Annotated in this window: 24 protein-coding genes; 11 read left to right on the forward strand and 13 right to left on the reverse strand. The window is 71.2% G+C overall.

Annotated features, from left to right (window positions below; all coding sequences use genetic code 11):
* Positions 1-42 precede the first annotated feature (42 nt).
* From bioB to KGD87_RS33075, 5 genes are all read left to right on the forward strand, one after another.
* Positions 43-1,083 carry a biotin synthase BioB gene (bioB, locus tag KGD87_RS33055; protein ID WP_284664919.1) on the forward strand — a complete coding sequence of 347 codons (1,041 nt, stop codon included), beginning with the start codon at positions 43-45 and terminating at the stop codon, positions 1,081-1,083.
* Positions 1,084-1,090: 7 nt separating this feature from the next.
* A complete protein-coding gene (gene bioF / locus KGD87_RS33060; RefSeq protein ID WP_284664920.1) occupies positions 1,091-2,266 on the forward strand; it encodes an 8-amino-7-oxononanoate synthase in 1,176 nt (391 codons plus the stop codon).
* Positions 2,259-2,942 carry a dethiobiotin synthase gene (bioD, locus tag KGD87_RS33065; protein WP_284664921.1) on the forward strand — a complete coding sequence of 228 codons (684 nt, stop codon included), beginning with the start codon at positions 2,259-2,261 and terminating at the stop codon, positions 2,940-2,942. The genes bioF and bioD overlap by 8 nt, the downstream gene beginning before the upstream one ends.
* 132 nt (positions 2,943-3,074) lie before the next feature.
* Positions 3,075-3,353, forward strand: a complete 279-nt coding sequence (locus KGD87_RS33070; protein WP_013935584.1) for a hypothetical protein — start codon at positions 3,075-3,077, stop codon at positions 3,351-3,353.
* Positions 3,350-4,516, forward strand: coding sequence for a pyridoxal phosphate-dependent aminotransferase (locus tag KGD87_RS33075; RefSeq protein WP_284664922.1), 1,167 nt, complete (start codon positions 3,350-3,352; stop codon positions 4,514-4,516). Before KGD87_RS33070 ends, KGD87_RS33075 begins: the two co-directional genes overlap by 4 nt.
* A gap of 12 nt (positions 4,517-4,528) precedes the next feature.
* On the opposite strand, the gene KGD87_RS33080 is transcribed toward KGD87_RS33075, so the two are convergent.
* From KGD87_RS33080 to KGD87_RS33090, 3 genes are all read right to left on the reverse strand, one after another.
* On the reverse strand, positions 4,529-5,959 hold the full coding sequence (locus tag KGD87_RS33080) for an ABC transporter substrate-binding protein (protein WP_284664923.1): 1,431 nt from the start codon (positions 5,957-5,959) through the stop codon (positions 4,529-4,531).
* Positions 5,959-6,777, reverse strand: a complete 819-nt coding sequence (locus KGD87_RS33085; protein WP_284664924.1) for a tetratricopeptide repeat protein — start codon at positions 6,775-6,777, stop codon at positions 5,959-5,961. Before KGD87_RS33085 ends, KGD87_RS33080 begins: the two co-directional genes overlap by 1 nt.
* 140 nt (positions 6,778-6,917) lie before the next feature.
* Positions 6,918-8,711, reverse strand: coding sequence for a phosphoenolpyruvate carboxykinase (GTP) (locus tag KGD87_RS33090; RefSeq protein ID WP_284664925.1), 1,794 nt, complete (start codon positions 8,709-8,711; stop codon positions 6,918-6,920).
* Positions 8,712-8,921: 210 nt separating this feature from the next.
* Between KGD87_RS33090 and KGD87_RS33095 the strand changes: the two genes are divergently transcribed.
* Positions 8,922-10,784, forward strand: a complete 1,863-nt coding sequence (locus tag KGD87_RS33095; protein ID WP_284664926.1) for an SLC13 family permease — start codon at positions 8,922-8,924, stop codon at positions 10,782-10,784.
* Between the two features lie 4 nt (positions 10,785-10,788).
* On the opposite strand, the gene KGD87_RS33100 is transcribed toward KGD87_RS33095, so the two are convergent.
* From KGD87_RS33100 to gluQRS, 5 genes are all read right to left on the reverse strand, one after another.
* Positions 10,789-11,412, reverse strand: a complete 624-nt coding sequence (locus tag KGD87_RS33100) for a MiaE family protein (protein WP_163780957.1) — start codon at positions 11,410-11,412, stop codon at positions 10,789-10,791.
* 28 nt (positions 11,413-11,440) lie between these two features.
* Complete coding sequence (locus tag KGD87_RS33105) at positions 11,441-12,277, reverse strand: GNAT family N-acetyltransferase (protein ID WP_163780955.1); 837 nt, start codon at positions 12,275-12,277, stop codon at positions 11,441-11,443.
* Positions 12,278-12,317: 40 nt separating this feature from the next.
* Positions 12,318-12,968: an AgmX/PglI C-terminal domain-containing protein gene (locus KGD87_RS33110; RefSeq protein ID WP_284664927.1), complete on the reverse strand. Its 651-nt coding sequence runs from the start codon at positions 12,966-12,968 to the stop codon at positions 12,318-12,320.
* 93 nt (positions 12,969-13,061) lie between these two features.
* Entirely contained in the window at positions 13,062-14,027 is a 966-nt protein-coding gene (locus tag KGD87_RS33115) for a hypothetical protein (RefSeq protein ID WP_284664928.1), read from the reverse strand.
* A 139-nt stretch (positions 14,028-14,166) separates the two neighbouring features.
* The gene (gene gluQRS, locus KGD87_RS33120; protein ID WP_284664929.1) at positions 14,167-15,114 is read right to left on the reverse strand and encodes a tRNA glutamyl-Q(34) synthetase GluQRS; all 948 of its coding nucleotides are present in this window, start codon (positions 15,112-15,114) and stop codon (positions 14,167-14,169) included.
* Positions 15,115-15,285: 171 nt separating this feature from the next.
* On the opposite strand from gluQRS, the gene KGD87_RS33125 reads away from it, so the two are divergent.
* Positions 15,286-16,140 carry a metallophosphoesterase family protein gene (locus tag KGD87_RS33125; RefSeq protein ID WP_163785201.1) on the forward strand — a complete coding sequence of 285 codons (855 nt, stop codon included), beginning with the start codon at positions 15,286-15,288 and terminating at the stop codon, positions 16,138-16,140.
* Positions 16,141-16,174: 34 nt separating this feature from the next.
* The gene (locus tag KGD87_RS33130) at positions 16,175-17,770 is read left to right on the forward strand and encodes an adenylate/guanylate cyclase domain-containing protein (RefSeq protein ID WP_284664930.1); all 1,596 of its coding nucleotides are present in this window, start codon (positions 16,175-16,177) and stop codon (positions 17,768-17,770) included.
* On the opposite strand, the gene KGD87_RS33135 is transcribed toward KGD87_RS33130, so the two are convergent.
* Both KGD87_RS33135 and rlmN read right to left on the reverse strand, forming a co-directional pair.
* A complete protein-coding gene (locus KGD87_RS33135) occupies positions 17,760-18,143 on the reverse strand; it encodes a hypothetical protein (protein WP_163785205.1) in 384 nt (127 codons plus the stop codon). The genes KGD87_RS33130 and KGD87_RS33135 overlap by 11 nt on opposite strands.
* Before the next feature lie 213 nt (positions 18,144-18,356).
* The gene (gene rlmN / locus KGD87_RS33140; RefSeq protein ID WP_284664931.1) at positions 18,357-19,436 is read right to left on the reverse strand and encodes a dual-specificity RNA methyltransferase RlmN; all 1,080 of its coding nucleotides are present in this window, start codon (positions 19,434-19,436) and stop codon (positions 18,357-18,359) included.
* 163 nt (positions 19,437-19,599) lie between these two features.
* On the opposite strand from rlmN, the gene KGD87_RS33145 reads away from it, so the two are divergent.
* From KGD87_RS33145 to KGD87_RS33155, 3 genes are all read left to right on the forward strand, one after another.
* Positions 19,600-21,090 (forward strand): glutamate-cysteine ligase family protein, encoded by a 1,491-nt coding sequence (locus KGD87_RS33145; RefSeq protein WP_284664932.1) that lies wholly within the window; start codon positions 19,600-19,602, stop codon positions 21,088-21,090.
* 95 nt (positions 21,091-21,185) lie between these two features.
* The gene (locus KGD87_RS33150; RefSeq protein ID WP_284664933.1) at positions 21,186-22,607 is read left to right on the forward strand and encodes a hypothetical protein; all 1,422 of its coding nucleotides are present in this window, start codon (positions 21,186-21,188) and stop codon (positions 22,605-22,607) included.
* 203 nt (positions 22,608-22,810) lie between these two features.
* Positions 22,811-23,566: a beta-propeller domain-containing protein gene (locus KGD87_RS33155; protein WP_284664934.1), complete on the forward strand. Its 756-nt coding sequence runs from the start codon at positions 22,811-22,813 to the stop codon at positions 23,564-23,566.
* A gap of 58 nt (positions 23,567-23,624) precedes the next feature.
* On the opposite strand, the gene KGD87_RS33160 is transcribed toward KGD87_RS33155, so the two are convergent.
* The 3 genes from KGD87_RS33160 to KGD87_RS33170 are packed head-to-tail and all read right to left on the reverse strand — an operon-like array spanning position 23,625 to position 25,601.
* Complete coding sequence (locus KGD87_RS33160; RefSeq protein WP_284668724.1) at positions 23,625-24,389, reverse strand: LytR/AlgR family response regulator transcription factor; 765 nt, start codon at positions 24,387-24,389, stop codon at positions 23,625-23,627.
* Positions 24,386-25,447 carry a sensor histidine kinase gene (locus KGD87_RS33165; protein WP_284664935.1) on the reverse strand — a complete coding sequence of 354 codons (1,062 nt, stop codon included), beginning with the start codon at positions 25,445-25,447 and terminating at the stop codon, positions 24,386-24,388. The genes KGD87_RS33160 and KGD87_RS33165 overlap by 4 nt, the downstream gene beginning before the upstream one ends.
* A gap of 31 nt (positions 25,448-25,478) precedes the next feature.
* Positions 25,479-25,601, reverse strand: a complete 123-nt coding sequence (locus KGD87_RS33170; RefSeq protein ID WP_255207871.1) for a hypothetical protein — start codon at positions 25,599-25,601, stop codon at positions 25,479-25,481.
* Between the last annotated feature and the right edge of the window lie 103 nt (positions 25,602-25,704).

Consider the following 25,704-nt stretch of genomic DNA (forward strand, 5'->3'; position numbering starts at 1 on the left):
GTCCACGCACGTTCGGGCCCTCATCTGTCCGTAGAGGAGCCCATGCCCGACACCGCCACTGTCTCCCGCGAGAGCGGGTTTTCTGGTCACGCCCACGTCGCCGCGCCACCTCCGTCCGGCGTGGACGTGCGCCATGACTGGTCGCTGTCCGAGGTGCGGGCCCTCTATGAGCTCCCCTTGCTGGACTTGGTGCACAAGGCCCAGACGGTCCACCGGGCGGTGTTCGTGGACAACAAGGTCCAGCTCTGTTCACTGCTGTCCATCAAGACGGGTGGCTGCCCGGAGGACTGCTCGTACTGCCCGCAGGCGGCTCGCTACAAGACGGGCGTCAAGGCGGAGAAGCTGATGGCCGTGCCGGACGTGCTGGATGCCGCGTCCAAGGCCCGCGCCGCCGGAGCCACCCGCTTCTGCATGGGCGCCGCGTGGCGCGAGGTGAAGGACGGCCCGCAGTTCGACAGCGTGCTGGAGATGGTGCGCGGCGTGCGCGCGCTGGGCATGGAGGCGTGCGCCACCCTGGGCATGCTCTCCGAGAGCCAGGCGAAGCGCCTGCGCGAGGCCGGCCTGTCCGCGTACAACCACAACCTGGACACGTCGCCCGAGCACTACGGCGACATCATCTCCACCCGCACCTATGAAGACCGCCTGCGCACGCTCAACCGCGTGCGCGACGCCGGCATCTCCGTGTGCTGCGGCGGCATCATCGGCATGGGCGAGTCGGTGGACGACCGCTGCAACCTGCTGCGCACCCTGGCCAACCAGGAGCACCACCCGGAGTCGGTGCCCATCAACGCGCTGGTGGCCGTGGAGGGCACGCCGCTGGAGGAGCAGCAGCGCGTGGAGACGGTGGACATGGTGCGCACCATCGCCACCGCGCGCATCCTGATGCCCCAGTCCATGGTGCGCCTGTCCGCGGGCCGGCAGCAGATGAACGAGGAGGCGCAGCTCTTGTGCATGATGGCGGGCGCCAACTCGCTCTTCTTCGGCGAGAAGCTGCTCACCACCGGCAACCCCGAGTACACCCAGGACATGGCCCTGCTGGAGAAGGCGGGCATCCGCCCCCTGGAGCCGCGTCAGGAAGGCTGAGCCCACCGTGAGTGATGAAGGCGTCGCGGCGGCGTGGGCCCGGGAGGACCTGGAGGCCCTGTCCGAGCGCGGCCTGCGCCGCTACCTGGAGCCCCTGGATTCTCCCCAGGGGCCCGTGGTGCGCGTGGGGGGCGAGACGCTCGTCAACTTCTCGTCCAATGACTACCTGGGGCTGGCCGCGTCGCCCACCGTGCGCGCCGCGGCGCTGGCCGCCGTGGAGCGCTACGGCGTGGGCACCGGCGCCAGCCGGCTCGTGGTGGGGGACACCACCGCGCATCACCGGCTGGAGGCGCGGCTGGCCGCCTTCGAGCGCGCCGAGGCCGTGCGCCTGTTCAACAGCGGCTACGCGGCCAACACCGGCATCATCCCCGCGCTGGTGGGGCCCGAGGACGCCGTCTTCTCCGATGCCCTCAACCACGCCTCGCTCGTGGATGGCTGCCGCCTGTCACGCGCCCGCGTCCGCGTCTATCCGCACGCGGACGTGGAGGCGCTGACGCGCGCCCTGGCGGAGACGCCCGCGCGCCGCAAGCTGGTGGTGACGGACACCGTCTTCTCCATGGACGGGGACGTGGCCCCGCTGCGCGACCTCGTCGCCGCGTGCCGGGCCCACGGCGCTGCGCTGATGGTGGATGAAGCGCACGCCACCGGCGTGCTGGGCGCCCGCGGCGCGGGCCTCTGCGACGAGCTGGGGTTGGAGCACGAGGTGGACCTGCGCATGGGCACGCTGAGCAAGGCGCTGGGGGTCATGGGCGCATACGTGGCCACCTCGCGCGCGGTGGCGGACCTGCTGGTGTCCCGCGCGCGGCCCTTCGTCTTCTCCACCGCGCTGCCCGCGCACCTGTGCGCCGCCGCCGAGGCCGCCGTGGACGCCGTGGAGGGCGACCCGGACCTGCGCGAGCGATTGTGGCGCAACATCCGCCGCTTCGCGGACGGCCTGCGCGGCCTGGGCGTGCGCGCCGAGCCTCGCAGCGCCGTGTTCCCCATCATCCTCGGCGAGCCCGAGCGGGCCCTGGACGCCGCGCGCCGCCTGCGCGAGGCCGGCGTGCTGGTGAAGGCCATCCGCCCGCCCACCGTCCCCGAGGGCACCAGCCGCCTGCGCTTCTGCCTGTCCGCTGCCCACACCGTGGGCCACGTGGACCTGGCGCTGGAGGCGCTGCGCACCGTGGGAGTCCGTCGTGGCTGAGCGCGACAAGCCGTTCCAGATTTTCGTGACGGGCACGGACACCGGCGTGGGGAAGACGCAGGCGTCTTGCGCGCTCCTGTCGCTGCTGGCGGACGCGGGGCTGCGGCCCCAGGGCTTCAAGCCCTACGAGAGCGGCTGCGCGTCCCTGCGCGCGCCCGCGGACGCGCTCGCCCTGCGCGCGGCGGCGGGCAGCTCGCTGAGCGTGGACGCGGTGTGTCCCCACCGCTTCCGCCTGCCCGTGGCGCCGGGCGTGGCCGCCAGCCGCCTGGGGCGTGAGCCCGACTGGGACGTCACGCTGGCCGCGTGGCGGCGGCTGCGCGGGGGCAACGCCGTGGTGGAAGGGGCAGGGGGCCTGTTCGTGCCGCTGGACTCGAAGCACGACGTCATCGACCTCATCGCCACCTTGCGCCTGCCCGTGCTGCTGGTGGCGCGCGCGGGCCTGGGCACGCTCAACCACACCGCCTTGTCGCTCCAGGCGCTGGCCGCGCGCCGCATCCCCGTGCGAGCCGTGCTGCTGTCGCGTGGGACGTCCGCGAAGGATGTTTCGGAGCGCGACAACCGGCGGCTCCTGGAGGCGCGCCACGGCGTCCCGGTGCTGGGACCGGTGCCCTTTCTTTCCGACGCGCGGCGCCGCCATGCCGCGTTCCGTCGCGCGCTGCGTCCGCTGCTGCCCTGAACGCGCGGAGGCCGGAAATTCGGCCTCCGGCGCGTTTGCGTTCCAGGGCCAGTGCTACAGGTCGCGCAAGTTTTCGGGACATGCGGCCGTGAAATGGACGTGCCGTTTTTTCCGCGCGAGAACGCCTCACGAATGGCGGACATCATCGATCTCACGTTCCTCGCGGACGTCCGGCGGCTCTACAAGAAGCTCATCGACCAGAGGGGGCTCTCTTACTTCCTGCAAAAGGAAGGGCCTCGGCTCTTTCACATCGAGCCCTCCAAGGTCGAGCTCGTGCTCCGGACCGCGCTGCGCGCGCGCGACCCTCAACTTCCCCGGCCTCATGACAAGGCCATCGAGCACTGCCGCAAGGAGGTTCGCCGCGACCTGATTCGCCGTGTCGCGAACGCCATGCTGCAAACGGGCCTGTGAGCCGCTTCTCCGCGCGGACGGACTTCGCACGGACCCCCAACCCGTTGGCACTGGCGCTCGAAAGGCACCGCGCCAGCGGCCGCCCCCTCCTGGACCTCACGGAATCCAACCCCACGCGGGTGGGGTTGCCCCTGCCGGACGCGGCGCTCCTGGCCCCCGAGGACGCCTTCGCCTACGAGCCCGCGTCCCTGGGGCTCGCCTCCGCGCGACACGCGCTGGTGGCGGACTTCGCGGCCCGAGGCGCCTCCGTCTCCGAAGCGCACCTGCTGCTGACCTCCAGCACCAGTGAAGCCTACGGCTGGCTGTTCAAGCTCCTGTGCGAGCCAGGGGACAACGTCCTCGTCCCGGCCCCGTGCTACCCCCTGTTCGAGCACCTCGCGCGCCTGGAGGGCGTCCAGACGCGTTCCTACGCCTTGCCTCGCGCGCATGGCTTTGGCCTGGACGCGGGGCGGGTGGCGGAGTCCTGCGACGCGCGCACCCGCGCGGTGCTGGTGGTGAACCCCGGCAACCCCACCGGCCACTTCCTGCACGAAGGCGAGCTGGCGGCGCTGGCGGACGTGTGCGCGCGCCGCCGACTGGCGCTCGTCTGCGATGAAGTCTTCGCGCCCTTCGCCTGGGCCCCGGCGCCCGGGCGCGTGGCCACCGTGGCGGGGCGCGCGCTGCCAATGCTGACCTTCGCCCTGGGCGGCCTCTCCAAGTCCGCGGGGCTGCCCGGCCTCAAACTGGCGTGGACGCACGTGGGCGGGCCCGCGGCCCTCCGTGACGAGGCGCTGGCCCGGCTGGACTGGGTGGGGGACACGTACCTGCCCGTGGGCACGCCCGTGCAGCGGGCCCTGCCAGCGCTCCTGGCCCACGCGCCGCGCTTCCAGGCGGCGGTGCTGGAGCGGGTGCGGGGCAACCGCCAGCGCCTGCTCAATGCCCGGGCTCGCGACGCCAGCTGGGACGTGGTGCCGGCGGAGGGCGGGTGGAGCGCGGTGGCGCGGATTCCCAGGGCGCCCGGCGAGGAGGCCACCTGCCTGGCGCTGCTGGACGCGGGCGTGCGGGTGCAGCCGGGCTACTTCTACGACTTCGGCGGCGGCGCCTTCCTCGTGCTGTCGCTGCTGCCCCAGCCCGAGGAGTTCGCCGCCGCCGTCGAGGTGCTCGCGCGGACGCTGGGGCCCTGAGGCCCCTTCACCTCAGTCCGCGGGCGGGGCGATGAGCTGCACCGTGATGAACTCGCCGGCCTGCACGCGGAACAGCTCGTACTCGGACGGCGCCTCGCCGTCGGCGTTGAAGTCGAGGTTGCCGCTGGCGCCCGTCACGTTGATGACCGTGCCGTTGCGGATGGCCGCCCGGGCCCCCGCGAAGCCGTCCGTGCCCAGGTTGAACGCCGGGGCGGAGGTGCCCTCGGGCGGCGTCACCAGCGCCAGGCCGTCCGCGATGCGCGTGCCGGTGATGGCCTGCGGGGCGTTGACGTCGGGGCCCGCGGCGTACGCGGCGCCGAGCGCCACCAGGTACATGGCGTCATACGCGTGCGCGGTGAAGGAGTACTGGCCCGGGTCCGTCTGGTTGTTGGCGGAGCGGAAGCGCTGCGCGAACAGCTGGTAGACGAGGTCCGGGCGGGCCTGCGCGGGTGACGTGCCGTAGGCGCCCTCCACCAGGTTCGTGTTGGTGCCCAGCGCGGTGAAGAGGCCGCGGTCCTTGCCGGCGTCGGTGAAGAACCACCGCTGGCTGGTCCGTCCCGCGGTGGCCGTCTGGTTGATGATGCGCGCGTTGTCCTCGGAGAAGCCGATGAGGACCTCGACATCCGGCTGGTCGGTGGTGATGTGCTGCACCACGCTGCTGATGTCGGTGCCGTTGCGGCTGTACTGGGCGGACGTCACGGTCCGCTGGGTGGCGTCGATGCGGCCCAGCGTCACGCCGAAGAGGCCCTGTCCGTAGGCGTCATTCACGTAGCTGATGCCGACCTTGGAGACGCTGTCGTAGAGCGGGGCCCCATTCACGAGGATGTCGCCCTGGAGCAGGTCGCCGATGATGCGCCCCTGCACCGCGTCGGACGGCGCCGTCCGCCACACCAGGCCCGCGCTGGTGCCAATCCTGTCGTTGATGTTGGCGATGTCGGGGCTGGTGCCGCTGTAGGTCAGCATCAGCACCCCGTTGGCCACGGTGTGCGTGGCGACGGCGAGCGCCTGGGCGCTGCTGGAGGTGAAGATCATCGGCACCTGGCGCTCGCGAATCAGCCACTGCGCCTGCTCGGCGGCGCGGTTCGGCTCCGAGCGCGTGTCGCAGATGTGGAGGACGAAGGGCCGGCCGTTGACGCCCTCGCGCTGGTTGATTTCGTCGAGCGCCAGCTTGATGGCGTTGAGCGCCTGCACCTCGGACTCGTCCGGGCCGTCGGAGGTGCTCAGCGGCACCGCGGCGCCCAGGGGAATGGCGTTGGCCGAGCTGGTCGGGCCGTAGACCTCTCCACAGCCCTCCGGCTGCGGCAGGCAGTAGCCGGCGTTGCACACCTGCGCGGTTTCGCAGTCCGAGGACGTCTCACACTCGGTCAGGCCCCCGGCGGCGGTGAAGCTGCACCCGGCCATCAGCAGGGTGCTTCCCGTCATCATCAGTCTCAGCGCGCGCATCAGAAGCTCACCGCCATTCCTGCTCCGGCGCCCTGGGGCGCCATCGTGACTCGCACCTCACCCGCGACCGGGGGGCCTTCCTTCGGGTAGAGGACGATGGCGGTGATGACCCCCGCCAGGCCCACGCCGAAGCCAATGTCCGCCAGCAGCGCGCGGCTGCGCGTCTTGTCGGCGAACTCCTCCTTGGACGGCACGTTGGTGGCGCTGTCGAACTGCTCGCGCGCGTCACGCGCCTGCAGGCCGAAGAGCACGCCCGCGACGACGCCCGCCGCGCCCACGCCGGCCGAGGCGAAGGCGCCAATGCGCTGGCGCTTGTAGGACGTGAGCGCGCGCTGCAGCTCGGCCTCCTGCTGGCGCCGGTTCTCTTCCTCGGCGCGGCGGGCCGCGAGCTGCTCTTCCTCCGCCTGCCGGCGCGCGGCGTCCGCTTCGTCCTGGAGCCGCTGGCGCTCTGCGTTGGACGCGGCCGTGGCCTGGTCTTCCTTCTCGATGAGGACCCGCAGCCGGTCGATGCTGCGCGCGCTGCGCTTGAGCAGCGTCGGGTCCGTGCCGTCGGTGGCGCCCACGTACTGCTGGTACCAGCTCACCGCCTCGCGCAGGTCGCCCGCGTTCTCCAGGGAGATGGCGATGTTGTAGATGAGCCGCGGGTGGGGCTGGGCTTCATGCGCCTTCTTCAGCGCCTCCGCCGCCTCGCGGTACTTGCCTGCCTGGTACAGGCGCTCACCCTCCTTGATGAGGGCCGCTGCACTCTTCCCCCGCTGTGCGAACGCCACCGGAGGCGCCAGCGCGAGAATCACCGACAACACGAAAGCCAGTCTCATGACCTGAGAGCCTAGCGCGGAGCTCCGGGAAGGTCGAAGTGCTGACTTTTACTTCCTGTGAAAAACGCAAGGGCCGCCCCCGCGCTCCGTGCGAGCGGGAAGCGGCCCCGGGGTGTTTCAGGCTGTTACAGGGCGGGGACTCAGTGGTCCAGGCGAGCCATCAGCAGCTTGCGCTGGAGCATCAGCGCGTCCGGCGCCTTGGTGCCGAGCTGCTCGAAGAAGACCTCCTGGCTCTTGAGCTCGGACTTCCACTCGTCCTCCTTGATGGACGTGACTTCCGTCACCACGTCGGAGGCCAGGTCCAGGCCCTTGAGGTTGAGGCCCTCGTCGGCGCGGGGCACCCAGCCCAGCAGCGTCTCCTGGGTGGGGACGCGGCCGTGGACGCGGTTCACGATCCACTCCAGCACGCGCATGTTCTCACCGAAGCCCGGCCACATGAACTTGCCGCTCTTGTCCTGGCGGAACCAGTTGACCTGGAAGATTTTCGGCAGCTGGGCGATGTGCTTCTGCATGTCCAGCCAGTGCTGGAGGTAGTCCCCCATGTGGTAGCCGCAGAAGGGCAGCATGGCCATGGGGTCGCGGCGCACGACGCCGACCTTGCCGGTGGCCGCGGCCGTCGTCTCGCTGCCCATGGTGGCGCCCAGGAACACGCCGTGGGTCCAGTTGAAGGCCTGGAGCACCAGCGGGACGGTGTTGGAGCGGCGGCCGCCGAAGATGAGCGCGGAGATGGGCACGCCCGTCGGGTCATTGGCCTTGGGGCTCAGCGCCGGGTTGTTGGACATGGGCGCGGTGAAGCGGCTGTTGGGGTGCGCCGCCTTCTCCGTGCTGCCCTTCTTCCAGGGGCGGCCCTGCCAGTCGGTGAGCTCGTCGGGGACCTCGCCGTCCTTGCCCTCCCACCACACGTCGCCGTCCGGCGTCATCGCCACGTTGGTGAAGATGGTGTCCTTGGCGATGGACTCCATCGCGTTGGGGTTCGTCTTGTAGTTGGTGCCGGGCACCACGCCGAAGTAGCCGGCCTCCGGGTTGATGGCGTACAGGCGGCCATCCGGACCGGGGTGCATCCACGCGATGTCGTCGCCGACCGTCTCGATCTTCCAGCCCTTGTACTCAGGGGGCGGAATCATCATCGCGAAGTTCGTCTTGCCACACGCGGACGGGAAGGCGGCGGCGACGTAGGTCGTCTCACCCTTGGGGCTGGTGACGCCCAGGATGAGCATGTGCTCGGCCATCCAGCCTTCCTCGCGGCCCAGGTAACTGCCGATGCGCAGCGCGAGGCACTTCTTGCCCAGCAGCACGTTGCCGCCGTAGCCGGAGCCGAAGCTCCAGATGGTGTTGTCCTGGGGGAAGTGGCAGATGTAGCGGCGGTCGGGGTCCACGTCGCCGGTGCTGTGCAGGCCGCGGTTGAAGTCGTCGCTGTCACCCAGCATGTCCAGCGCCTGCTTCCCCATGCGCGCCATGATGCGCATGTTCAGCACGACGTAGATGCTGTCGGTGAGTTCCACGCCCAGCTTGGTGAAGGGGCTGCCGATGGGGCCCATGGCGTAGGGCACCACGTACATGGTGCGGCCCTTCATGCACCCGGTGAACAGGTTGCCCAGCTTGGTGTAGGCCGCCTCGGGCTCCATCCAGTTGTTCGTCGGGCCGGCGTCCGTCTTGTTCGGCGTACAGATGAACGTGAGGTGCTCCACGCGCGCCACGTCGTTCGGGTTGGAGCGGTGGAGGTAGCTGTTGGGGCGCTTCTCCGGGTTCAGCGGGATGAGGATGCCCTCCTGCACCGCCTGGTCCGTCAGCCGCTTCTTCTCCGCCTCGGACCCGTCACACCAGACGATGCGGTCCGGCTGGGTCATCTCGGCCATCTTGGCCACCCAGGCGAGGAGCGTGGGGTTTTTCGTGGGGGCCTGCTGGCCCTCCGCCGCATCTTGCGTCGAAGCCATGGATTCGTCCTTGTGGTTCATGTCTGGAGACAGGCCCCAAACGTTCTGGAAGGGGGGCATAAATGCAACCCGCGACCGCCTCCCCACCGTGGTACCGAACAGGCCGCTCCTAATTCCACTTATCAGAGCCCGGGCATCCAGAAGTAAACGGCGCACTGCGCCACGACACTCGCCATATCAGCGCGGCGAATACAGCTTGGGGCGGGCCTTATGACCATCGCCATCGTCCTGGGTGTCGTCGTCGTCGCGTTGGTGCTGTTCTCGTTCGATACGCTTCCCATCGAGGTCAGCTCGCTCGTGGTGGTGTGCCTGCTGGCGCTCACGGGCGTGCTCTCGCCGGCGCAGGCGTTCGAGGGGTTCAGCAACGACACCGTCATCTTCATCTTCACGCTGCTCGCGATGACGCAGGGGCTCGCCTCGACGGGAGTGGTTCAGTTGGTGGGCCAACGGCTGGCCTTCTTCGCCCGCTTCGGCCATCAGACGTTCGTCATGGCGATGATGGTGGCGGTGGCCGTCTTCTCCTCTGTCATCTCCAACACGGTGACGACGGCGGCCTTCCTGCCGGTGGCCATTGGCGCCGCCCAGCGCGCCAAGGTGCCCAAGAGCAAGGTGCTGCTGCCGCTGGCCTACGCCTCCATGCTGGGCGGCATGGTGTTCCTCTACGGCACCTCCACCAACCTGGTGATGTCCGCCGCGATGCAGCGGCAGGGCATGCCGGGCATCGGCGTGACGGAGCTGGCGCCGGTGGGGTTTCCGCTGGCCATCATCGGCATCCTCGGGGTGGTGCTGCTGGCGCCGTGGCTGCTGCCCGCGCGCGAGGGGCACGGCGCCATGGAGGACTGGACGCTGCGCGACTACCTCACGGAGGCGGTGCTGCCGCCGGACTCGCGCTACGTGGGCAAGGAGCTGGGGGACATCTCCGAGGGGCTGGGGCTGCGCGTCATCGGCATCATCCGCGACGGCGAGGCCCTGTCCGCGGTGCCGGGTTACCGGCTGCGCGGCGACGAGCGGCTGCTCATCGAGGGCAACCGCGAGACGATTCTGCGGGTGAAGGACCTGCGCGGCATCGAAATCCGCCCGGACGTGCGGCTGTCCGACGAGGAGCTGCGCGTGAAGGACACCCTCCTCATCGAGGCCAGCGTGCCGCCTGGCAGTCCGCTGGTGGGGCGCAGCCTGAAGGAGACGCTCTTCGTGGAGCGCTACGGCATGGTGGCGCTGGCCCTGCACCGCAAGCCCGCCATCCAGCGCGTCACCAAGCTCCAGCTCCTGGGCCGCACCTTCGGGGAGCGCTCGCTGTCCATGCTGCCGCTGTCGGTGGGAGACGTGCTGCTGCTGCGCGGCGCGCGAGACAGGGTGGACGAGCTGGCGCGGGGCGGCAACCTGACGGTGCTCAGCGGCCACGAGTACCAGCCCCCGCGCTACGGCAAGGCGCTGCTGGCGGTGGTGCTGTTCCTGGGCGCGCTGGCGGCGGGCTCGCTGGGCGTGGTGCCGCTGTCGGTGGCGGGCCTCACCGGCATGTTGCTGATGATTGCCACCGGCTGCGTGGACCCGCGCACCGCGTTCCGCGTGGACTGGCGCGTGGTGCTGCTCATCGGCTCCATGATGGCGCTGGGGCTGGCCATGGAGGTGAGCGGCGCGGGCGCGTTCGTGGGAGATAGGGTGGCGGCGCTGGGCGCGTATGGCGGCCCGCGCACGGTGATGGTGCTGCTGATGGTGCTGACCATTGTCCTGTCGGCGCCCATGAGCAACCAGGCCGCGGCGCTGGTGGTGCTGCCGGTGGCCATCAACGCCGCGCAGCAGCTCGGCGTGGACGCGCGGCCCTTCGCCATGGCGGTGACGCTGGCGGCCAGCTGTTCGTTCATCACCCCGCTGGAGCCCAGCTGCGTGCTCGTGTACGGCCCGGGGCACTACCGCTTCACGGACTTCTTCCGGCTGGGCACGCCGCTCACCGCGGGGCTGGTCCTCCTGCTCACGGTGGCCGTGCCCTGGGCGTGGCCGCTGGAGAAGGGCGCCTCGACGGCGCCAGCGGCGCCTCGTCCGGCCGTGGGCCTGCGGGCGCCCACGGGGCCGTGACGGCTCAGTGGATGGCGGCGCGCAGGCCCACGTCGGTGATGACCTGGGCCTCGCGCTCCAGCATCCACTCCAGCCGCGCCTTCACGCTGGCTTCGTCGCCCTCGGCCGCGGTGACGGCCAGCCGGTAGAACAGCGACTGATGGCCGTCCTCGGACTGGGCCAGCTCGCCGTAGAAGCGCGCCAGGGCCGGGTCGGTGAGGCCCTCGGCCAGCAGGGACAGGCGCTCGCAGGAGCGGGCTTCGATGACGGCGGCCACCAGCAGCCGGTCCATGCGGCGCTCGGCGGCGGGCGTGCGAATCAGCTTCTGCAGGCCCTGGGCGTAGGGGTCCCCCGCGTCCTTCGTCAGCGTGAGGCCGCGCGCCGCCATCAGGTCCAACACGCGGGCCAGGTGGGCGCTCTCCTCGCGCGCCAGCCGCGCCATCTGCGAGGGCAGGCCCGGCAGGTCCGGGTAGGCCTGGAGCATGGACAGGGCGTTGGCCGCGGCCTTCTTCTCGCAGTGGGCATGGTCCACCAGCACCTCGTCGAACCGCTCGAGCGCCAGGGGCAGCCAGCGCGCGTCGGTGGCGGCGTGGAGGATGACGGGGCCCTCTCCAGAGAGGGGACGGCGGGAAGGCGTGGGACGGCTCATGCGGGCGCGGACTGTACGCGGCCGGTGGCTACTCCACCAGGACGAGCCGCCACGTCCGTCCGGCCAGGTAGCCGACCTTGCGGGCGATGCGGGCGGTGCTCTCGTCCCGCTCGTCGATGCGCAGGGTCAGCCGCGGCAGCGAGGACAGCAGGTGGCGGGAAATCTGGCCCAGGCACAGCAGGGCGTGGCCCTTCTTTCGCTCGGAAGGCAGCGTGTAGAGGCCCTCCAGCTCCGCGCCGTACTGGGAGCGGCTGCCGATATCCACCTTGAACACCAGCGCGCCGTTCTCCTCCAGCACGTAGGTGCGGCGCTGGCGCATGCGCTGGATGACGCGGGCCTCGTAGCCGCGCGGGTCCTCGGCCAGCGGGTCTCGCTCGTGGACCTCGCGCACGTAGCCCTGGGCCAGCGGCAGCAGCCGGGGCAAGTCTTCTTCCTTCGCCAGCCGCAAGAGCGGGTTGGTGAAGGGGCCCAGGTCGTCCGCGGACACGCTGAACAGCCGCTGCGTGCGAGACAGGCGCGGCTTGCCCGGCGCCAGGCTGCGCAGCAGCGCGTCCACCGACGACTTGTCCCCCACCGTGGAGCGCAGCTTCAGGCGCGAGGCCAGCGCGTCCGCGATGACGCTGGTGGCGCCCGAGTCGCTCGCGCTGGGCACCACCAGTCCGCCGTCGCCGCCCACGAACACGGCGGCGGTGAGGACCTGGCTGTCGAAGCGTCCGTAGAAGGCGAAGGGCACCCTGCCACGGGGGGCGATGCCGAACTCCTCCAGCAACCCCAGCAGGTAGAGGTTGTGGACCGGGTCCTTCGACAGCAGCCCCCGAAGGGCTTCCGCGTCATGGGAACCAAGCTGTTCGACGGTCACGGGCATGAAGGGTCGGGGGCTCCGGCACCTTACGCAAAACCCGGCCCTACCGGCCAGTCTCCCCGGGGACGCGGAACTCGAAGGGGTAGACGACCGTCGCCTTTCCTCCGCCGAAGGGCGCCGGGAAGCGGACGTCCAGCAGCGAGTCCAGCGCGCACGCCTGCACGAAGGGGTCCGGAATGGTGCTGGACACCAGCTCGCCCGCGTTCATCACCCCGCCCTCGTCGCCCGTCTCCACGGTGAAGCGCAGTTTCACTGTCTGCGGGCCCCGGTTGCGCTGTGCCGCGTCTTCGAAACATTGCTGCACGAGCGGAGTCACCGCCTGGATGGCGGCGCGGATGTCGTCGGCGTGGATGCGGCCGGTGGTGGCTTCGACCACGGGCTCCACCTCCACCACGCGCCGCGGGTCCCCCGAGGCCGCGGGCGGCGCGGGCACCTCGCTCCGCGCGGACGGGAAACCGGGAGGTGGCTGCACCGGCGGGGGTGTGGCGCTGGGCGGGGACAGGCCGGGCGTGGGGGCGATGCGCTCGGGGGGCCGCGGGGAGGGCAGCTCCTCGGCGGGGGGCGGTCCGACGGGCAGTGGCGCTTCGTGGACGGGGCGCGTCAGCCAGTAGGAGAGGGCGACGCTCAAGATGAACACGCCCAGGCTCACCCCGGGAATGACGAGCCAGCGGATGAGGGGCGACCGGTCGGACATGGACGTCTGGAGGATATGCCTCCAGGGCTTCCTCGCACGAGCGCCGGCCGCGAGCCCCCGGGTGCGGGCGCTCGCGGCCGGGATGGCTGCCCCCTAGGGATAGACCTCGCGGCGGGGGCCGGTGGGCTCGGTGGGCCCGGTGGGGCGGGTGGGCGGCGTGGTGATGACGGCGCCCTCGGCGGCGATGCGCTGACGGCGGCTCACGCCCACCGTGGCGCCGAGCACCGCGGAGATGAGGCCCAGCAGCAGTGACGCGAAGATGCCCCAGAAGACGCGGCTGGTGGGCTCGGCCGCCTGCAGCGCGCCCTGCTGGATCTGCTCGCCCATCTGTCCGGCCTGGCTCCGGAACTCGGTGAACTGGTCACCCACCCGGCCCGCGATTTCCTGGGCGTCCTGGCGCGACAAGCGCGTGTTCTCCGCGATGGAGGTGACGAGCACCTCCTGGTCGAGGTTGCCCGTGCGCAGGGCGGTGCTCAGGACATCGGACGTAGCGGCCTGGAGCTGGTTGGCGGTGATGGCCGGCTTGCCCTCCGCCTGGAGGCGCCGGTTGATGGGGGCCAGCGCGTCATTGGCGTCCAGCCCGAAGGTCTGCGCCGCCTGTCCGCCGCCCGAGGCCGCGCCCGCCACCGCCGAGCCGGTGGCCCCCACCACCGCGCCACCCGCGCGCAGCGCGGTGCCGATGATGGACGACAGCAGCATGCCCAGCAAGGCGGTGCCCACCAACGTCGTCAGGCCCCACATCACCGCGCCGTGCAGCGCGCCGCCGAGCTTGTCCAGCCGGCCCGCCGTGCGCGCGGCGACGAAGCCGCCGCAGAAGAGGGCGATGAGCGGCGCGATGGCGCCCCAGATGCCGGTGCCGATGCCCGCCGCCCGGGCGCTGCTCGGGTCATTGGGGTCCACCGACGACAGCCCGAGCGCCAGCCCGAGCGAGTTCAGCAGAAGCCACAAGGCCAGGGCGACGAAGGCGCCGCCGAAGATGGCGCCCCAGCTCAACTTGTAGGGGTTGCCCGCGACGGCGGAGATGTCGCCGGGCGCTTGGTTCTCGACGATGGCTGCCATGGTGCTGCCCCTCCTGATGCCTGAGAGCGCCCCGAACAAAGAAGGCGCTCATGTCCGCGGCAAACATGGGCATGGGGCAGCGGACGCACGATTCCGCCATCTTCGGATGCCTCTCCGTGGGGGAGGGCGGGGCTCGGGCTCACCCCAGGCCGAGTGCTTCCTGGAGCGCGGCCTCGCCCGCGACGACGGGGGCGCGCGGCAGCCGTTCGGGACGGAAGCGGTGCACCAGCTCAGCGAGCGTCATGGGGCCGCCCGCTCCCCATCCGCTCCATGCGGCGAGCAGGCCCAGCACCCGCTCGGGCGCCACGCCACGCTCACGCAGCTCCGCGAGCGCGAAGGCCCCCTCGCGCTTGGCGAGCCGCTTGCCGTCTTCGCCCAGCACCAGCGGGACGTGGAGGAAGTCGGGCGCGCGCAGGCCCAGCGCCGCGTAGAGCTGGAGCTGGCGGGGCGTGGAGGAGATCAGGTCGTCCCCGCGCAGCACGTGGGTGATGTCCGTGGCCGCGTCGTCCACCACCACCGCGAGCTGGTAGCTGGCCACCCCGTCGTTGCGCCGCACGACGAAGTCGCCCACCACCGCGTCCACGTCTTGCGAGTACGGGCCCTGCAATCCGTCCACGAAGCGGACCTCGCCGGGGCTCGCGCGGAAGCGGTACGCGGGCGCGCGCGCGCGGGCGCGCTCGGAAATCTGCTCGCGGGTGAGGCGCGCGCAGGTGCCCGGATAGCGGGGGCCTTCGTCGGAGAGCCCGTGAGGCGCGCTGGCGGCCCGCGCAATCTCCGCGCGGGTGCAGAAGCAGGGATACACGCGCCCCTCACGCTCCAGCTTCGCCTGCGCGTCGCGGTAGAGGCCGTCCCGCTGGCTCTGGAAGAGGGGCTGCTCGTCCCAGTCCAGCCCCAGCCATTCCAGGTCGCGCAGCAAATCTTCGACGTGCCGCGGCTTGCAGCGCGCGCGGTCCAGGTCCTCGATGCGCAGCAGGAAGCGGCCGTGGGCCGCCCTCGCGTGGAGCCAGCCGAGCAGCGCGCTGCGGAGGTTTCCCAGGTGCATGCGCCCGGTGGGACTGGGCGCGAAGCGGCCTCGGACCTGGCTCATGGGCACCCCCGGAGGCCGTGGGAAGAGGGGGCGTGCGGGCACGCGGAGCGAATCATCGTCGCGGGGGACCATAACCGACGCGGGGGGCCCGCCGCAGTGCCCGCGGCCTGCTTCGTCGACGCCTCCGGGGGCGGGTGCTACGTTCGTCGTGATTGGCGGAAAGACCCCTCGATGCGCATCGCCCACTGCTCCGACGTCCACATCACCGAGGACTACTTCGCGCTTCCGCTGCACCGGCTGGGCTGGCGACGCTGGGTGGCCCTGGCGGAGCTCACCGTGGGAGGCCGCGCCCGGCGGTACGCGCGCGCGCCTCAGGCGCTGGCCGCCATTGCCCGGGACGCGCAGACCTTCCAGGTGGACCACTTCATCCTCTCCGGCGACTTGACGGCGTACGCGCTGGACGGTGAGTTCAGCGGCGCCCGCCAGTCCCTGGGCGCGCTGGCGGAGGACCCCCGCCGCTGCACCGTCATCCCCGGCAACCACGACGTCTTCACGCCCGGGAGCCACCGCACCGGGCGCTTCGCGAAGTACTTCGGCCACCTGCTGGAGAGCGACCTGCCGGAGTACCGCCGCGAGGGCGCCTTTCCCTTCGTCCGGCTGCTGGGCACCGAGGCCGCGGTGGTGGGCCTGCTGTCCGCCCGGGTGCCGCGCACGCCGGGCCTGTCCTACGGCGTCATCGGCGAGGCGCAGCTCGAAGGCCTGTCCGCGCTGCTGAAGGATGCCCGGCTGGAGGGCCGCGCCATCCTGGTGGTGGTGCACCACGCGCCGCTCAATCCCCATGGACGGCCGGACCGCTGGCACCATGGCCTCCGGGACGCGGACGCCTTGCTGAAGCTGCTGCCGGGCCCGCGCTACGCGGTGTTGCACGGCCACATCCACCGGCGCTACCACCATCCCGCCACCGCCGACCGGCCCCATGTCTTTGGCGCGGGCTCCTCCACCGAATCCGGTCACGAGGGGTACTGGCTCATCGACGTGGTGGACGGGCAGGTGTCCGGCGGCCAGCAACAAACCCCCGCCCTGTGACAGCACCGCCCGGGCGGCGATAGAAGGGCAGCCCATGACCGACATCAACCTGGGGGAGTACAAGGCACTGCGCACCCTCCAGCGCGCGGTGGATGACACCTTGGAGGAGAGCCTGCGCGAGCGCGAGACGCTGACGCAGACCTTCAAGCGCTGCTTTCCGTTGGTGCGCTCGCTCACCGGCGCCAAGGCCGTGGCCATCACCACGCGAGACGAAGAGCTGGTGGAGCAGACGTGGGAGGATGGGGACTGGAGTGACTGTCACCCCGGCGCGCTGCTGGAAGGCGCCGTGGGCGTGCGCCGGTTGGGCGAGGACACCCTGGTCAGCCAGCCCCTGGACGTGGCGGGGACCCGCGTGGGCATGTTCGGCCTGCTCTTCGCGAACGACGCCACCGCGCCGGCGGAATCCGCGCGACTGCAGCGCGTGCTGGACACCGTGGCGGAGCAGCTCGACACGGTGTTGTGCCTGGTGCACACCGCGTCGGAGAAGCACCAGCTCATCCTCCAGTGCAACAGCCACCTGGCCAACCCCGTCTTCGAGGCGGGCATGGACCTGGCCGTGCTGACGCTGGCGCAGCGCGTGCGCCTGCCGGGCTTCCTGCTGCTGTCCCGGGACGCGGTGCAGCCGCACGTGTTGCACTACCGCACCTACCGCAACGGGCACCTGGAGTTCGAAAGCGGCGAGCAGCCCCACGCGGGGCTGGAGGCGGCCATCCGTCAACATGGCCCCCGGCTGCTCCTGAGCGAGGAGTCCACGCTGCGGCGGCTCTTCTCCGGCCGCACCACGGAGGCCGTGCTCATCTCCGGCGCCGCCGCGCCTGGGCCGCTGGGGAAGATTGTCGTGTGGAACGACGACGGCTTCTCCACCTACGCCATGGACCTCATCCGGGTGCTGGCGTCCACGCTGAGTCAGCGGCTCCAGGACTACAACCGCGAGCGCATCCACCTGTCGCAGTTCTTCCCCAACGCCGTCATCGACGCGTTGTTGCAGGACCCCGCCTATGCCCAGCACCTGCGGGCGCAGGACCAGGAGGTGGGCATCCTCTTCGCGGACATCAACGGCTTCACCCGCATCTGCGAGCGGGGCTTCGACAGCCCGCGCGACATCGGCCGCTTCGTGGACGAGTGGAGCGAGCGCGCCGTGGGCTGCATCTGGGAGCACGGCGGCGTGTTCGACAAGATGGTCGGTGACTGCGTCATCGGCCTCTTCGGGCCGCCCTTCTTCAAGGGGACGCCGCGCGAGCGCGCACAGGCGGCGGTGCGGGCCGCGTGTGACATCCAGGCCTTCACCGCGTCACTGGGCGCGCGCGAGGAAGTCGCTGCGCTGTGTGAGCGCGTGAAATTGCCCGGTCTGGGGGTGGCGGTGGGCGTCAACCTGGCGCACGCCAACTGCGGCCTCTTCGGGCCCAACCGCCAGTACACGGCGTTCTCCAGCGGCATGAATCAGGCGGCCCGCCTCCAGTCACTGGCGGGCTTCCGGGAGACGCTGGTGATGGACAGCGTGCATGCCGCGCTGGTGGGCTCCGAGGAGCCCTTCTTCCAGGGCCTGCGCTTCGGGCCCCTGACGGAGACGCCCGTGAAGAACGTGGCGCAGCCGCTGCGCCACTACCGGCTGGAGCCGCTCACGCCTTGAGGTGAGGGCCCGCGTAGCGCCGCGAGAAGTGAATCCACCGGCGCTCGTCCACCTCCACCTGCCATTCGGAGTTGGGCGTCAGTGGCAGCCGCTGCTTGAGGAAGTTCTCCAGGTAGTCCGCCGCCTTCACCGGCGTGAGGCCCGGTGCACGGAAGGCGATGTGCAGGAAGACGTCCAGCGTGGCCGCCACGTCGACGGACGCGCAGATACGCAGCGGCCCCACGCGGCGCTGATAGAGCGTGTTCTGCCCGGGCCATGCCGCCGGGTCCGTGCCTGTTCTTGGCAGTGATAGCCAGTTGTACGGCTTGAGAACGAAGTCGAGCAGCTCACTGCTCGCTTCATCCACCGTTGCGTGCTCCTGGATGGAAAGCATCGCCCACCTCCCCGGGGAAGCCGATGGAAAGAATGTGCCCATGGCCGTGTCGCGTGCAAGGGGCACGGCCCGTAATCGACATGGGCGTCCGCCACCGACACGGCGCGCCCCTTGGGGTGTAACTCAGGACCCTGACGAAGGGACGTTCGCGTCACCAGTGCGCTCGTACCCGGGGACTGGGCGGACAGCAGGCTTGGGGCCTTCGGGCGTGCGTCAGGCGCTGGTGGGAAGTGAACGGCGTGCGCGGCGCTCCACGGTGGCCTTGAGCTGGCCACAGCCCGCGTCAATGTCGATGCCCCGTCGCTGACGCACCGTGCTGGGCACGTCATGGGAGGCGAGCACGTCCTGGAAGGCGCGCACGGACTCAGGTCTGCTGGGGCCGCCGTCATAACCCACCGTGGGGTTGAGGGGGATGACGTTGACGTGCGCGTCCATGCCGCGCAGCAGCCGGCCCAGCGTGTGCGCGTGCTCGGCGGTGTCGTTGCGACCGGAGATGAGCGTCCACTCGAAGAAGACGCGGCGCTTGCGCTTCTCGCTGTAGTAGCGGCACGCGTCCATCAGCTCGTCCAGGGGCCAGCGGCGCCCCGCGGGGACCAGCGCCGCGCGCTCGGCGTCGGTGGCGCCATGGAGGCTGACGGCCAGGTGGATGGGGCGCGCTTCGTCCGCGAGCCGCCGGATGCCGGGCACCACGCCCACCGTGCTGAGTGTGATGAAGCGTGGGCCCATGGCGAGCCCCAGCGCATCCACCAGCACGTCCACCGCGGACAGGGTGTGCTCGTAGTTGTGCAGCGGCTCGCCCATGCCCATGAGGACGACGTTGCGCAGCGTCTCGCCGGAGGCGCGCAGGATGCGGTTGACGTGGAGTATCTGCCCCACGATTTCGCCGGGCGTCAGGTGACGTGACAGCCCCATCTGCCCGGTGGCGCAGAAGACGCAGCCCATGGCGCAGCCGGCCTGCGTGCTGATGCACACCGTGGCGCGGCCCTTGAACCGCATCAGCACGGTTTCAATGGTCTGCCCGTCGTCCAGGCGCAGCAGCAGCTTGTGCGTGAAGCCGTCGCTGCTGAAGGACTCGTGGTGGGTGGCCAACTGGCCCAGGCGCGTGTGCTCGCGCAGCGCGCGCACCAGCTCCGGCTTGAGGCCGTCCAGCTCGTCGAAGGTGGTCGCGTGCCGGCGGTACAGCGCGGTCCAGAGCTGGTCGCGGTGGTAGGGGCCGAAGCCCCAGCCGGAGAGCAGCGCCCCCAGCGCGGGCCGCGTCAAATCGTACAGGTTGGCGGACGTGTCGGACGGCATGGCCAGGCCCCCAGATAACACACCGGGCGCGGGCGTACCTACCCGTGCCCGGTGCCGTTCCTGGACATTGACCCTGCCCCGTGGGGCGGTCCGGCAGGTGCCTGGTGTCCGTGCAGGCGGGCTCCCGGGCGGAAGCAGGCGGCCGTGCCTACCTTGAGGCGTCATGGGGATGGCCATCCATCAGGAGGAGTTCCGTCCGGAGGACCACGCGCGTTTCTCCCGGCGGCTGGCGGAGTGCCTGGAGGCGCTGCGGGCGCTTCTGGCGCGTCCGGGGTTCGGCGCGGGCGCGCCGACGGTGGGCGCGGAGCTGGAGCTGTACCTCGTGGACCGCCTGGGCTTCCCGCTGCCCGTGAACCGGGAGGTGCTGGCGCGCGCGGAGGACCCCCGCGTGACGCTGGAGCTGGATGCCTTCAACCTGGAGGTGAACCTGCGCCCGGGCCCGCTGGCCGGCAGGCCCTTCAGTGCGCTGCGCCAGGAGGTGGAGAGCGCGGTGGGCGCGGTGCGCCGGGCCGCGTCCACGCAGGGCGCGCGCGTGGCCGTCATCGGCATCCTCCCCACCTTGCGCGAGGCGGACCTGGGCAGTGGCGCGCTCACGAACGAGCCGCGCTATCGCGCCATGTCCACCGCCATCCGTCAGCGCCGGTCCGCGCCGTTCCAGGTGTCGATTCGGGGCGAGGAGGAGGCGCTGTCGCTCACCTGGAAGGACGTGACGCTGGAGGGCGCGAACACGTCGCTCCAGTACCACCTGCGCGTGGCGCCGGGTGACTTCGCGCGCATGTACAACGCGGCGCAGCTCGCCACGGCGCCGGTGCTGGCGGTGGCGGGCAACTCGCCGCTCTTCCTGGGGCGGAAGCTGTGGGACGAGACGCGCGTGGCCCTGTTCCGGCAAGCGGTGGACGACCGGGGCGAGCCCGGAGAAGGCGGCTTCCAGCCTCACGCGCGCGTGTCGTTCGGCCATGGCTGGGTGCGCGAGGGCGCCTACGAGTTGTTCGCCGAAGCGGTGGCGCTGCATCCGCCGCTGTTGCCGGTGTCGGGCGACGAGCCCCCGCGCGAGCGCGTGGCGGCGGGCGAGGTGCCGGGCTTGGAGGAGCTGCGCCTGCACCAGGGCACGGTGTGGAGCTGGAACCGCGCCATCTACGACCCGAAGGACGGAGGCCACCTGCGCATCGAGTTCCGCGCGCTGCCCGCCGGGCCCACGCCGGTGGACATGGTGGCCAACGGCGCCTTCCTGCTGGGCCTCACGTTGGCGCTGGCCGAGCGCGTGGACGCGCTGCTGCCCGCGCTGCCGTTCGTCCACGCGTACGGCAACTTCATCCGCGCCGCGCGGCAGGGCCTGGACGCGGAACTGTTGTGGCCCTCGGCCACGGCGCCCAGCCCCCAGCCCGTGGCGGCGACGGAGCTGGTGAAGCGGCTGCTCCCCGAAGCCCGCGAGGGCCTGGTGCGCGCGGGCGTGGACGCGGAGGAGGCGGACGGCTTGCTGGGCATCATCGAACAGCGCGTCCTGCTGCGCCGGACGGGCGCGACCTGGCAGCGGCAGGTGCTGGCGCGGCTGGAGTCACAGATGCCCCGGCAGGACGCCCTGGCGGCGATGCTGGAGCGTTACCTCCAGCACTCCGAATCCGGAGCGCCTGTCCATTCATGGCCGGTCGAGTAGCCTGTCTCCGGCGGCGTGCGGTGAAGGGCCGCGCTCCGTGAATATCCCGCCGCCACGTCCGTCACCGGACGCACTCGACCTGCTCTTTCGTGACCATGGCCCGGCTCCTCCTCGTCGTCTCCGTCCTGGCGCTGTGCGCCTGCACCACCTTGCGCGGCCGCGCGGACTCCCTGGCGCGCAAGGGCATGTTCGTGGAGGCCGCCGCCATCTACGACGACCTCATCCAGAAGCGCCCTTATGACCAGGAGCTCCTCCTGGCCCGCGAGGCCCTGCGCGCGCGCGCGCTGGCGCAGCTGCTGAGCAACGCGCGGGAGACGCGCCTGGAGGGGGATGACGAAGAAGCGGAGGCGTGGCTCCTGCGCTTCCTGGACCACCGGACGGCATGGAACTCGAAGCTGAATGGGGGCATGGAGAGCTCCCTGCGCGAGGAGGTGGATGGCACCCGCCGTCACCTCCAGCGGCTCGTCGGAAACTCCGCGCGTCAAGGCCACGCGCTCACGGCGGAGCAGGCCTTGCGGCGCAAGCAGCCGCTGCTGGCGCACCGCGAGCTGGCCCTCATCTCCCGCGACATGGAGTGGCTGGTGCTCCAGAGCGGCAAGACGTCCTGCCAGCGGCTGCGCGACCTCAGCACGGAGGACAGCCCGCACTGGCGCGAGCTGGTGTTCCGCTACTGCGGCCACTGGCGGGAGTACGCGCCGCGCCCCGCGACGGCGCCCGAGCTGTTCGGCTCGCCGTCGTGGGCGGGCACCGTGGAGGGCCTGGACGAGGCCCAGCAGGCGCAGTTGGAGGCCCGGCTCACCCACGCCTTCGAGTCCTCGCCCTGGTTCGCGCCGGGGGGCTCGGCGCGGCCGGTGTTCAGCCTGGAGGGACGCTTCGTCACCGAGCGCGACAGCCAGCCGGTGTCGCTGAGCGCGTCATGGACGGACCGCGTGCCCTACACGGACCACGAGGACCGCAAGGAGGTCATCGAGGAGCCCTACGAGGCGGAGGAGGAGTACACCGACGAGGACGGCAAGACGAAGACGCGCACGGTGACGAAGTACACCCAGCACACGCACACCTACTCCGTGCCCGTCACGCGCTACCGCGACGTCCCGAAGTCCTTTGAATACCACGCGCTGCGGCTGTCGCAGGCGCACCACATCGCGGTGGCCTCCTCCGCGGTGTTGGACGCCCGGCGCGGCCCCCTCACCGTGACGTTGCAGGACCAGCTCTCCGAGTCCGGGCACGAGCACGACGTCACCTTCGCGGAGGGCAACGTGCGGCCCCAGCGCCCGAGCTTCACCCACGCGGAGGTCTGGTTGGAGGCGAAGGTGGAGGCCCTGCGCGTGACTTTCGCCCGGCAGCTCGCCGAGCACTGGCGGGAGTCCTACTGCTCCGCGCCTTCGCTCACCTTGGACGAAGCCGCGCGGTGCGCGCGCGCTGGCATCGCCGTCCCCATCCAACCGTCCCGGGTCCTCTCAGACATCCTTGGCGCGGACGCGACCCAGGTTCACTCACTTTTCGCGTCACCCTGACGCGGTGTGTGGCGGTGTCGCGTCCAGTCGGCGGGTAGCATTTATGACGGTCTGGGTTGTTATGGTGTTCTGACCTGGAGTACCGGTGAGCGCGGACTGTAAAACCTGTCAACCCCGCGCTGGTAGGTGGATTCCACCCAGAGGACCGTATGCATCCGACTGACGTCCGCTGCCGTAGTCCCCGTAGGAACCTTGCGATGTGGATGGCTTCTTCGCTGCTGCTCGCCGCGTGCGGTGGGGCGGAGGCGCACGCGGATGCTGAGTCCGCTGGCGTGGCGTCCCAGTCGTTGGTGGAGCCGTCGTCCGAGTCCGCTGACCGGCGCATCATCGTGTATCAGACAACCTCACTTCAGCTCATGCGCATGGACAGCCAGGGCACCTCGCACCTGGTGGCGCAGCGCACCGGCGCGCCCGAGGTGTCCCCGGATGGCGACCGCGTGGCGTACGCGAAGCTGCCGGATGGATACCGCGAGGGTGACGTGGTGCAGCGCTCGGAGCTCTACGTGCTCAACGCGAACTCGGGCAAGTCGGACCGGGTGACGGAGGGCTTCGATGACAGCGCGCCGGTGTGGACGCCGGATGGGCGCACCGTGCTGTTCCAGTCCACGCGGCGCTCGGGCGTGCCCTCGCTGTGGCGCGTGAAGGAGAACGGCAAGGACCTGAAGCAGGTGACGAACGTGGGCACCACGCAATTCAGCTCGGCCTCCATCCCCAACCCCGCGCTGGGCGGCACCTTGGAGTGGGACGCGGACCGGCGCATCATCGTCTACACCACGACGAGCCTGCGGCAGGGTGAGGACGGCGAGGTGCGCGTCCTCGCCTTCGACAAGGACTACGACGTCGCTTCGGCCTACAGCCTGGGCACGGGCTTCGGGCCGGTGTGGACGGAGCGCGGCACCGTCGTCTATTCGCGCAACGAGGGTGGCCGGGTCGTCAGCGTCGAAGTGCGCGTGAAGTAGGTCGCCACTCGCAGCCGGGCCCGCGCGGATGCACCCAAGCGCGGCCCTTTGTCGTTGTTCAGCCCTCTTCCTCGACGCCGCGACGCAGGCCCAGCATGCGCCGCAGCTCGCGCGCGGACTGACGGCTCACCTCCACCGCGTGGCCTCGCAGCGTGCGCGCCAGGTAGCCGCCCGTGTCCAGCGGCTCCAGGCGCGCCACGTGCGTGAGGTTGAGCAGCGCGCGGCGGTGCACGCGGTGGAAGTGCTCGGACGGAAGCTTCTCCACCAGCTCGTTGAGGGTGAAGTCGGTGAGGAAGTCTCCCTGCGTGGTGAACACCGTCACCAATTCGTCCTCCAGTGACGCGTGGGAGATGGCTTCTGGGTCCACCAGGACGATGCCCTGCCGCGTGGGAATGGGCAGCCGCCCCAGGCCGCGGACGGGCGGGCCAGGTGGCTTCGGTGGGGGGCTGACCTCGGCCGGGCCGCGTGCGCGAGCCCGCTCCAGGGCCTTCTGCAGGCGCGCGGGCTCCACGGGCTTGAGCACATAGTCCACCGCGCCATGTTCGAAGGCCTGCACGGCGTGCTCGGCGTGGGCGGTGCAGAGGATGACGCGCGGGCCGCCTTCCGGCAGCAGGGCCAGGGCATCCAAACCGCTGAGGCCGGGCATGTGGATGTCCAGCAGCACCACGTCCACGCCGCCCGCGCGCACGGCGGAGAGGACGCCCTCCGCGTCCGAGGCCTCGCCGCGGACCTCCGTGTCCGGGAGCGCCGCGAGCAGCCGTGTCAGGCGCTTTCGGGCGAGCAGTTCGTCATCGGCGATGAGGACTCGAAGCGGGGCGCTCAGGTGAGGACTCCAGGTTGGGGGCCCGCGCGGGGCAGGGTGACGGTGACACGGGTGCGCGCCTCGCCGCTGTCGAGCACGAGCCGGGCGGCGCCGCCGTAGGCCAGGGCGAGGCGGCGCTCCACGGTGGGCAGGCCGGCGCTGCCCTCACGGGGGCCACGCGAGGGGCCCGGGTTTTCAAGGGCGACCTCCACCTCGTGTCCCCGGGCGGTGACGTCCAGGGACAGGGGGCCGCGGTGGCCGGCGGCGGGGCCATGCTTCACCGCGTTCTCCGCCAGGGGCAGCAGCACGAGCGGGGGGACGGGGACTGCCTCCATGCCGGCGGGGACGTTCAGCGTGAGCTGGAAGAGGTGCGGGTCGCGGAGCAGGTGCAAGTCAAAGAGCGTGCGGATGAGCTCCAGCTCCTGCGCCAGGGGCCAGGTGGCGCTGCGCACGCCCGCGAGCACGGAGCGGAGCATGGTGGACAGCCGCAGCACGGCGGCCTCCGCGACGACGCCGTCCTCGCGGCACCACTCCGCGATGGCGTTGAGCGTGTTGAAGAGGAAGTGCGGGTCCAGGTGGCTGCGCAGCGCGAGGAGCTGCGCCTGCTCGGCCTCCAGCGCGAAGCGGGCGGCGCGGGCGCGCTCGCGGGTGAGGCTCTCCTCGAAGCCGATGTCGCGGCCCAGGCCCCAGCCCCCCACGAGGAAGAGCGCGCCGCACACCGCGAGGTTGGTGGGCTGCGTGAGGAAGGTGGGGCCCATGCCCAGGAGCTTCGGCAGCACGAAGCCGGAGGTGAGCACCACGCCGCTGCCCACGGTGCCGTAGAGCAGGAGCCGGATGCCGCCGTGGCTCAGGTCCAGGCCTTCCGGGAAGAGGACGCGGTAGGAGACGGGCGCCACCGCGATGAAGAGCAGGCACATCAGGAGGCCCAGTCCGAACGCGGCCCAGAGGGGGGCGTGGCTGAAGCGCACCTGCGCCGTCACCAGCGCGCCGGAGACGAAGAGGATGGGCAGCAGCCGTCGGGGCTCCACGAGGGCCCGTAGGGTGGCGCGGACGATGGAGCCTTCCGACGTTTCCAGCATGCGCCAGCGGGAGCCTACACCGCTGGCCGCGTCACCGCGCCGGGCGCTCCTCCAGCTCCGTCTCGAAGGCGTCCAGCAGCATGCTGCCGGCGAGGACGACGGGGAAGAAGAGGATGGCGGCGACGACGAGGACGGGGGAGGGGAGGGCGAACATGGCGGGAGGCTCCTGACTCCGGGAAGCATGCACTGCCAGTCTGACGCGACTTCCTGGTTTGCGCTGACGCCTCCGGCCCGAGCGGTCGCTCCCTGACAACGAG

The sequence above is a fragment of the Myxococcus sp. SDU36 genome (assembly GCF_030168875.1).
GTDB classification, from domain to species: Bacteria; Myxococcota; Myxococcia; order Myxococcales; family Myxococcaceae; genus Myxococcus; species Myxococcus vastator.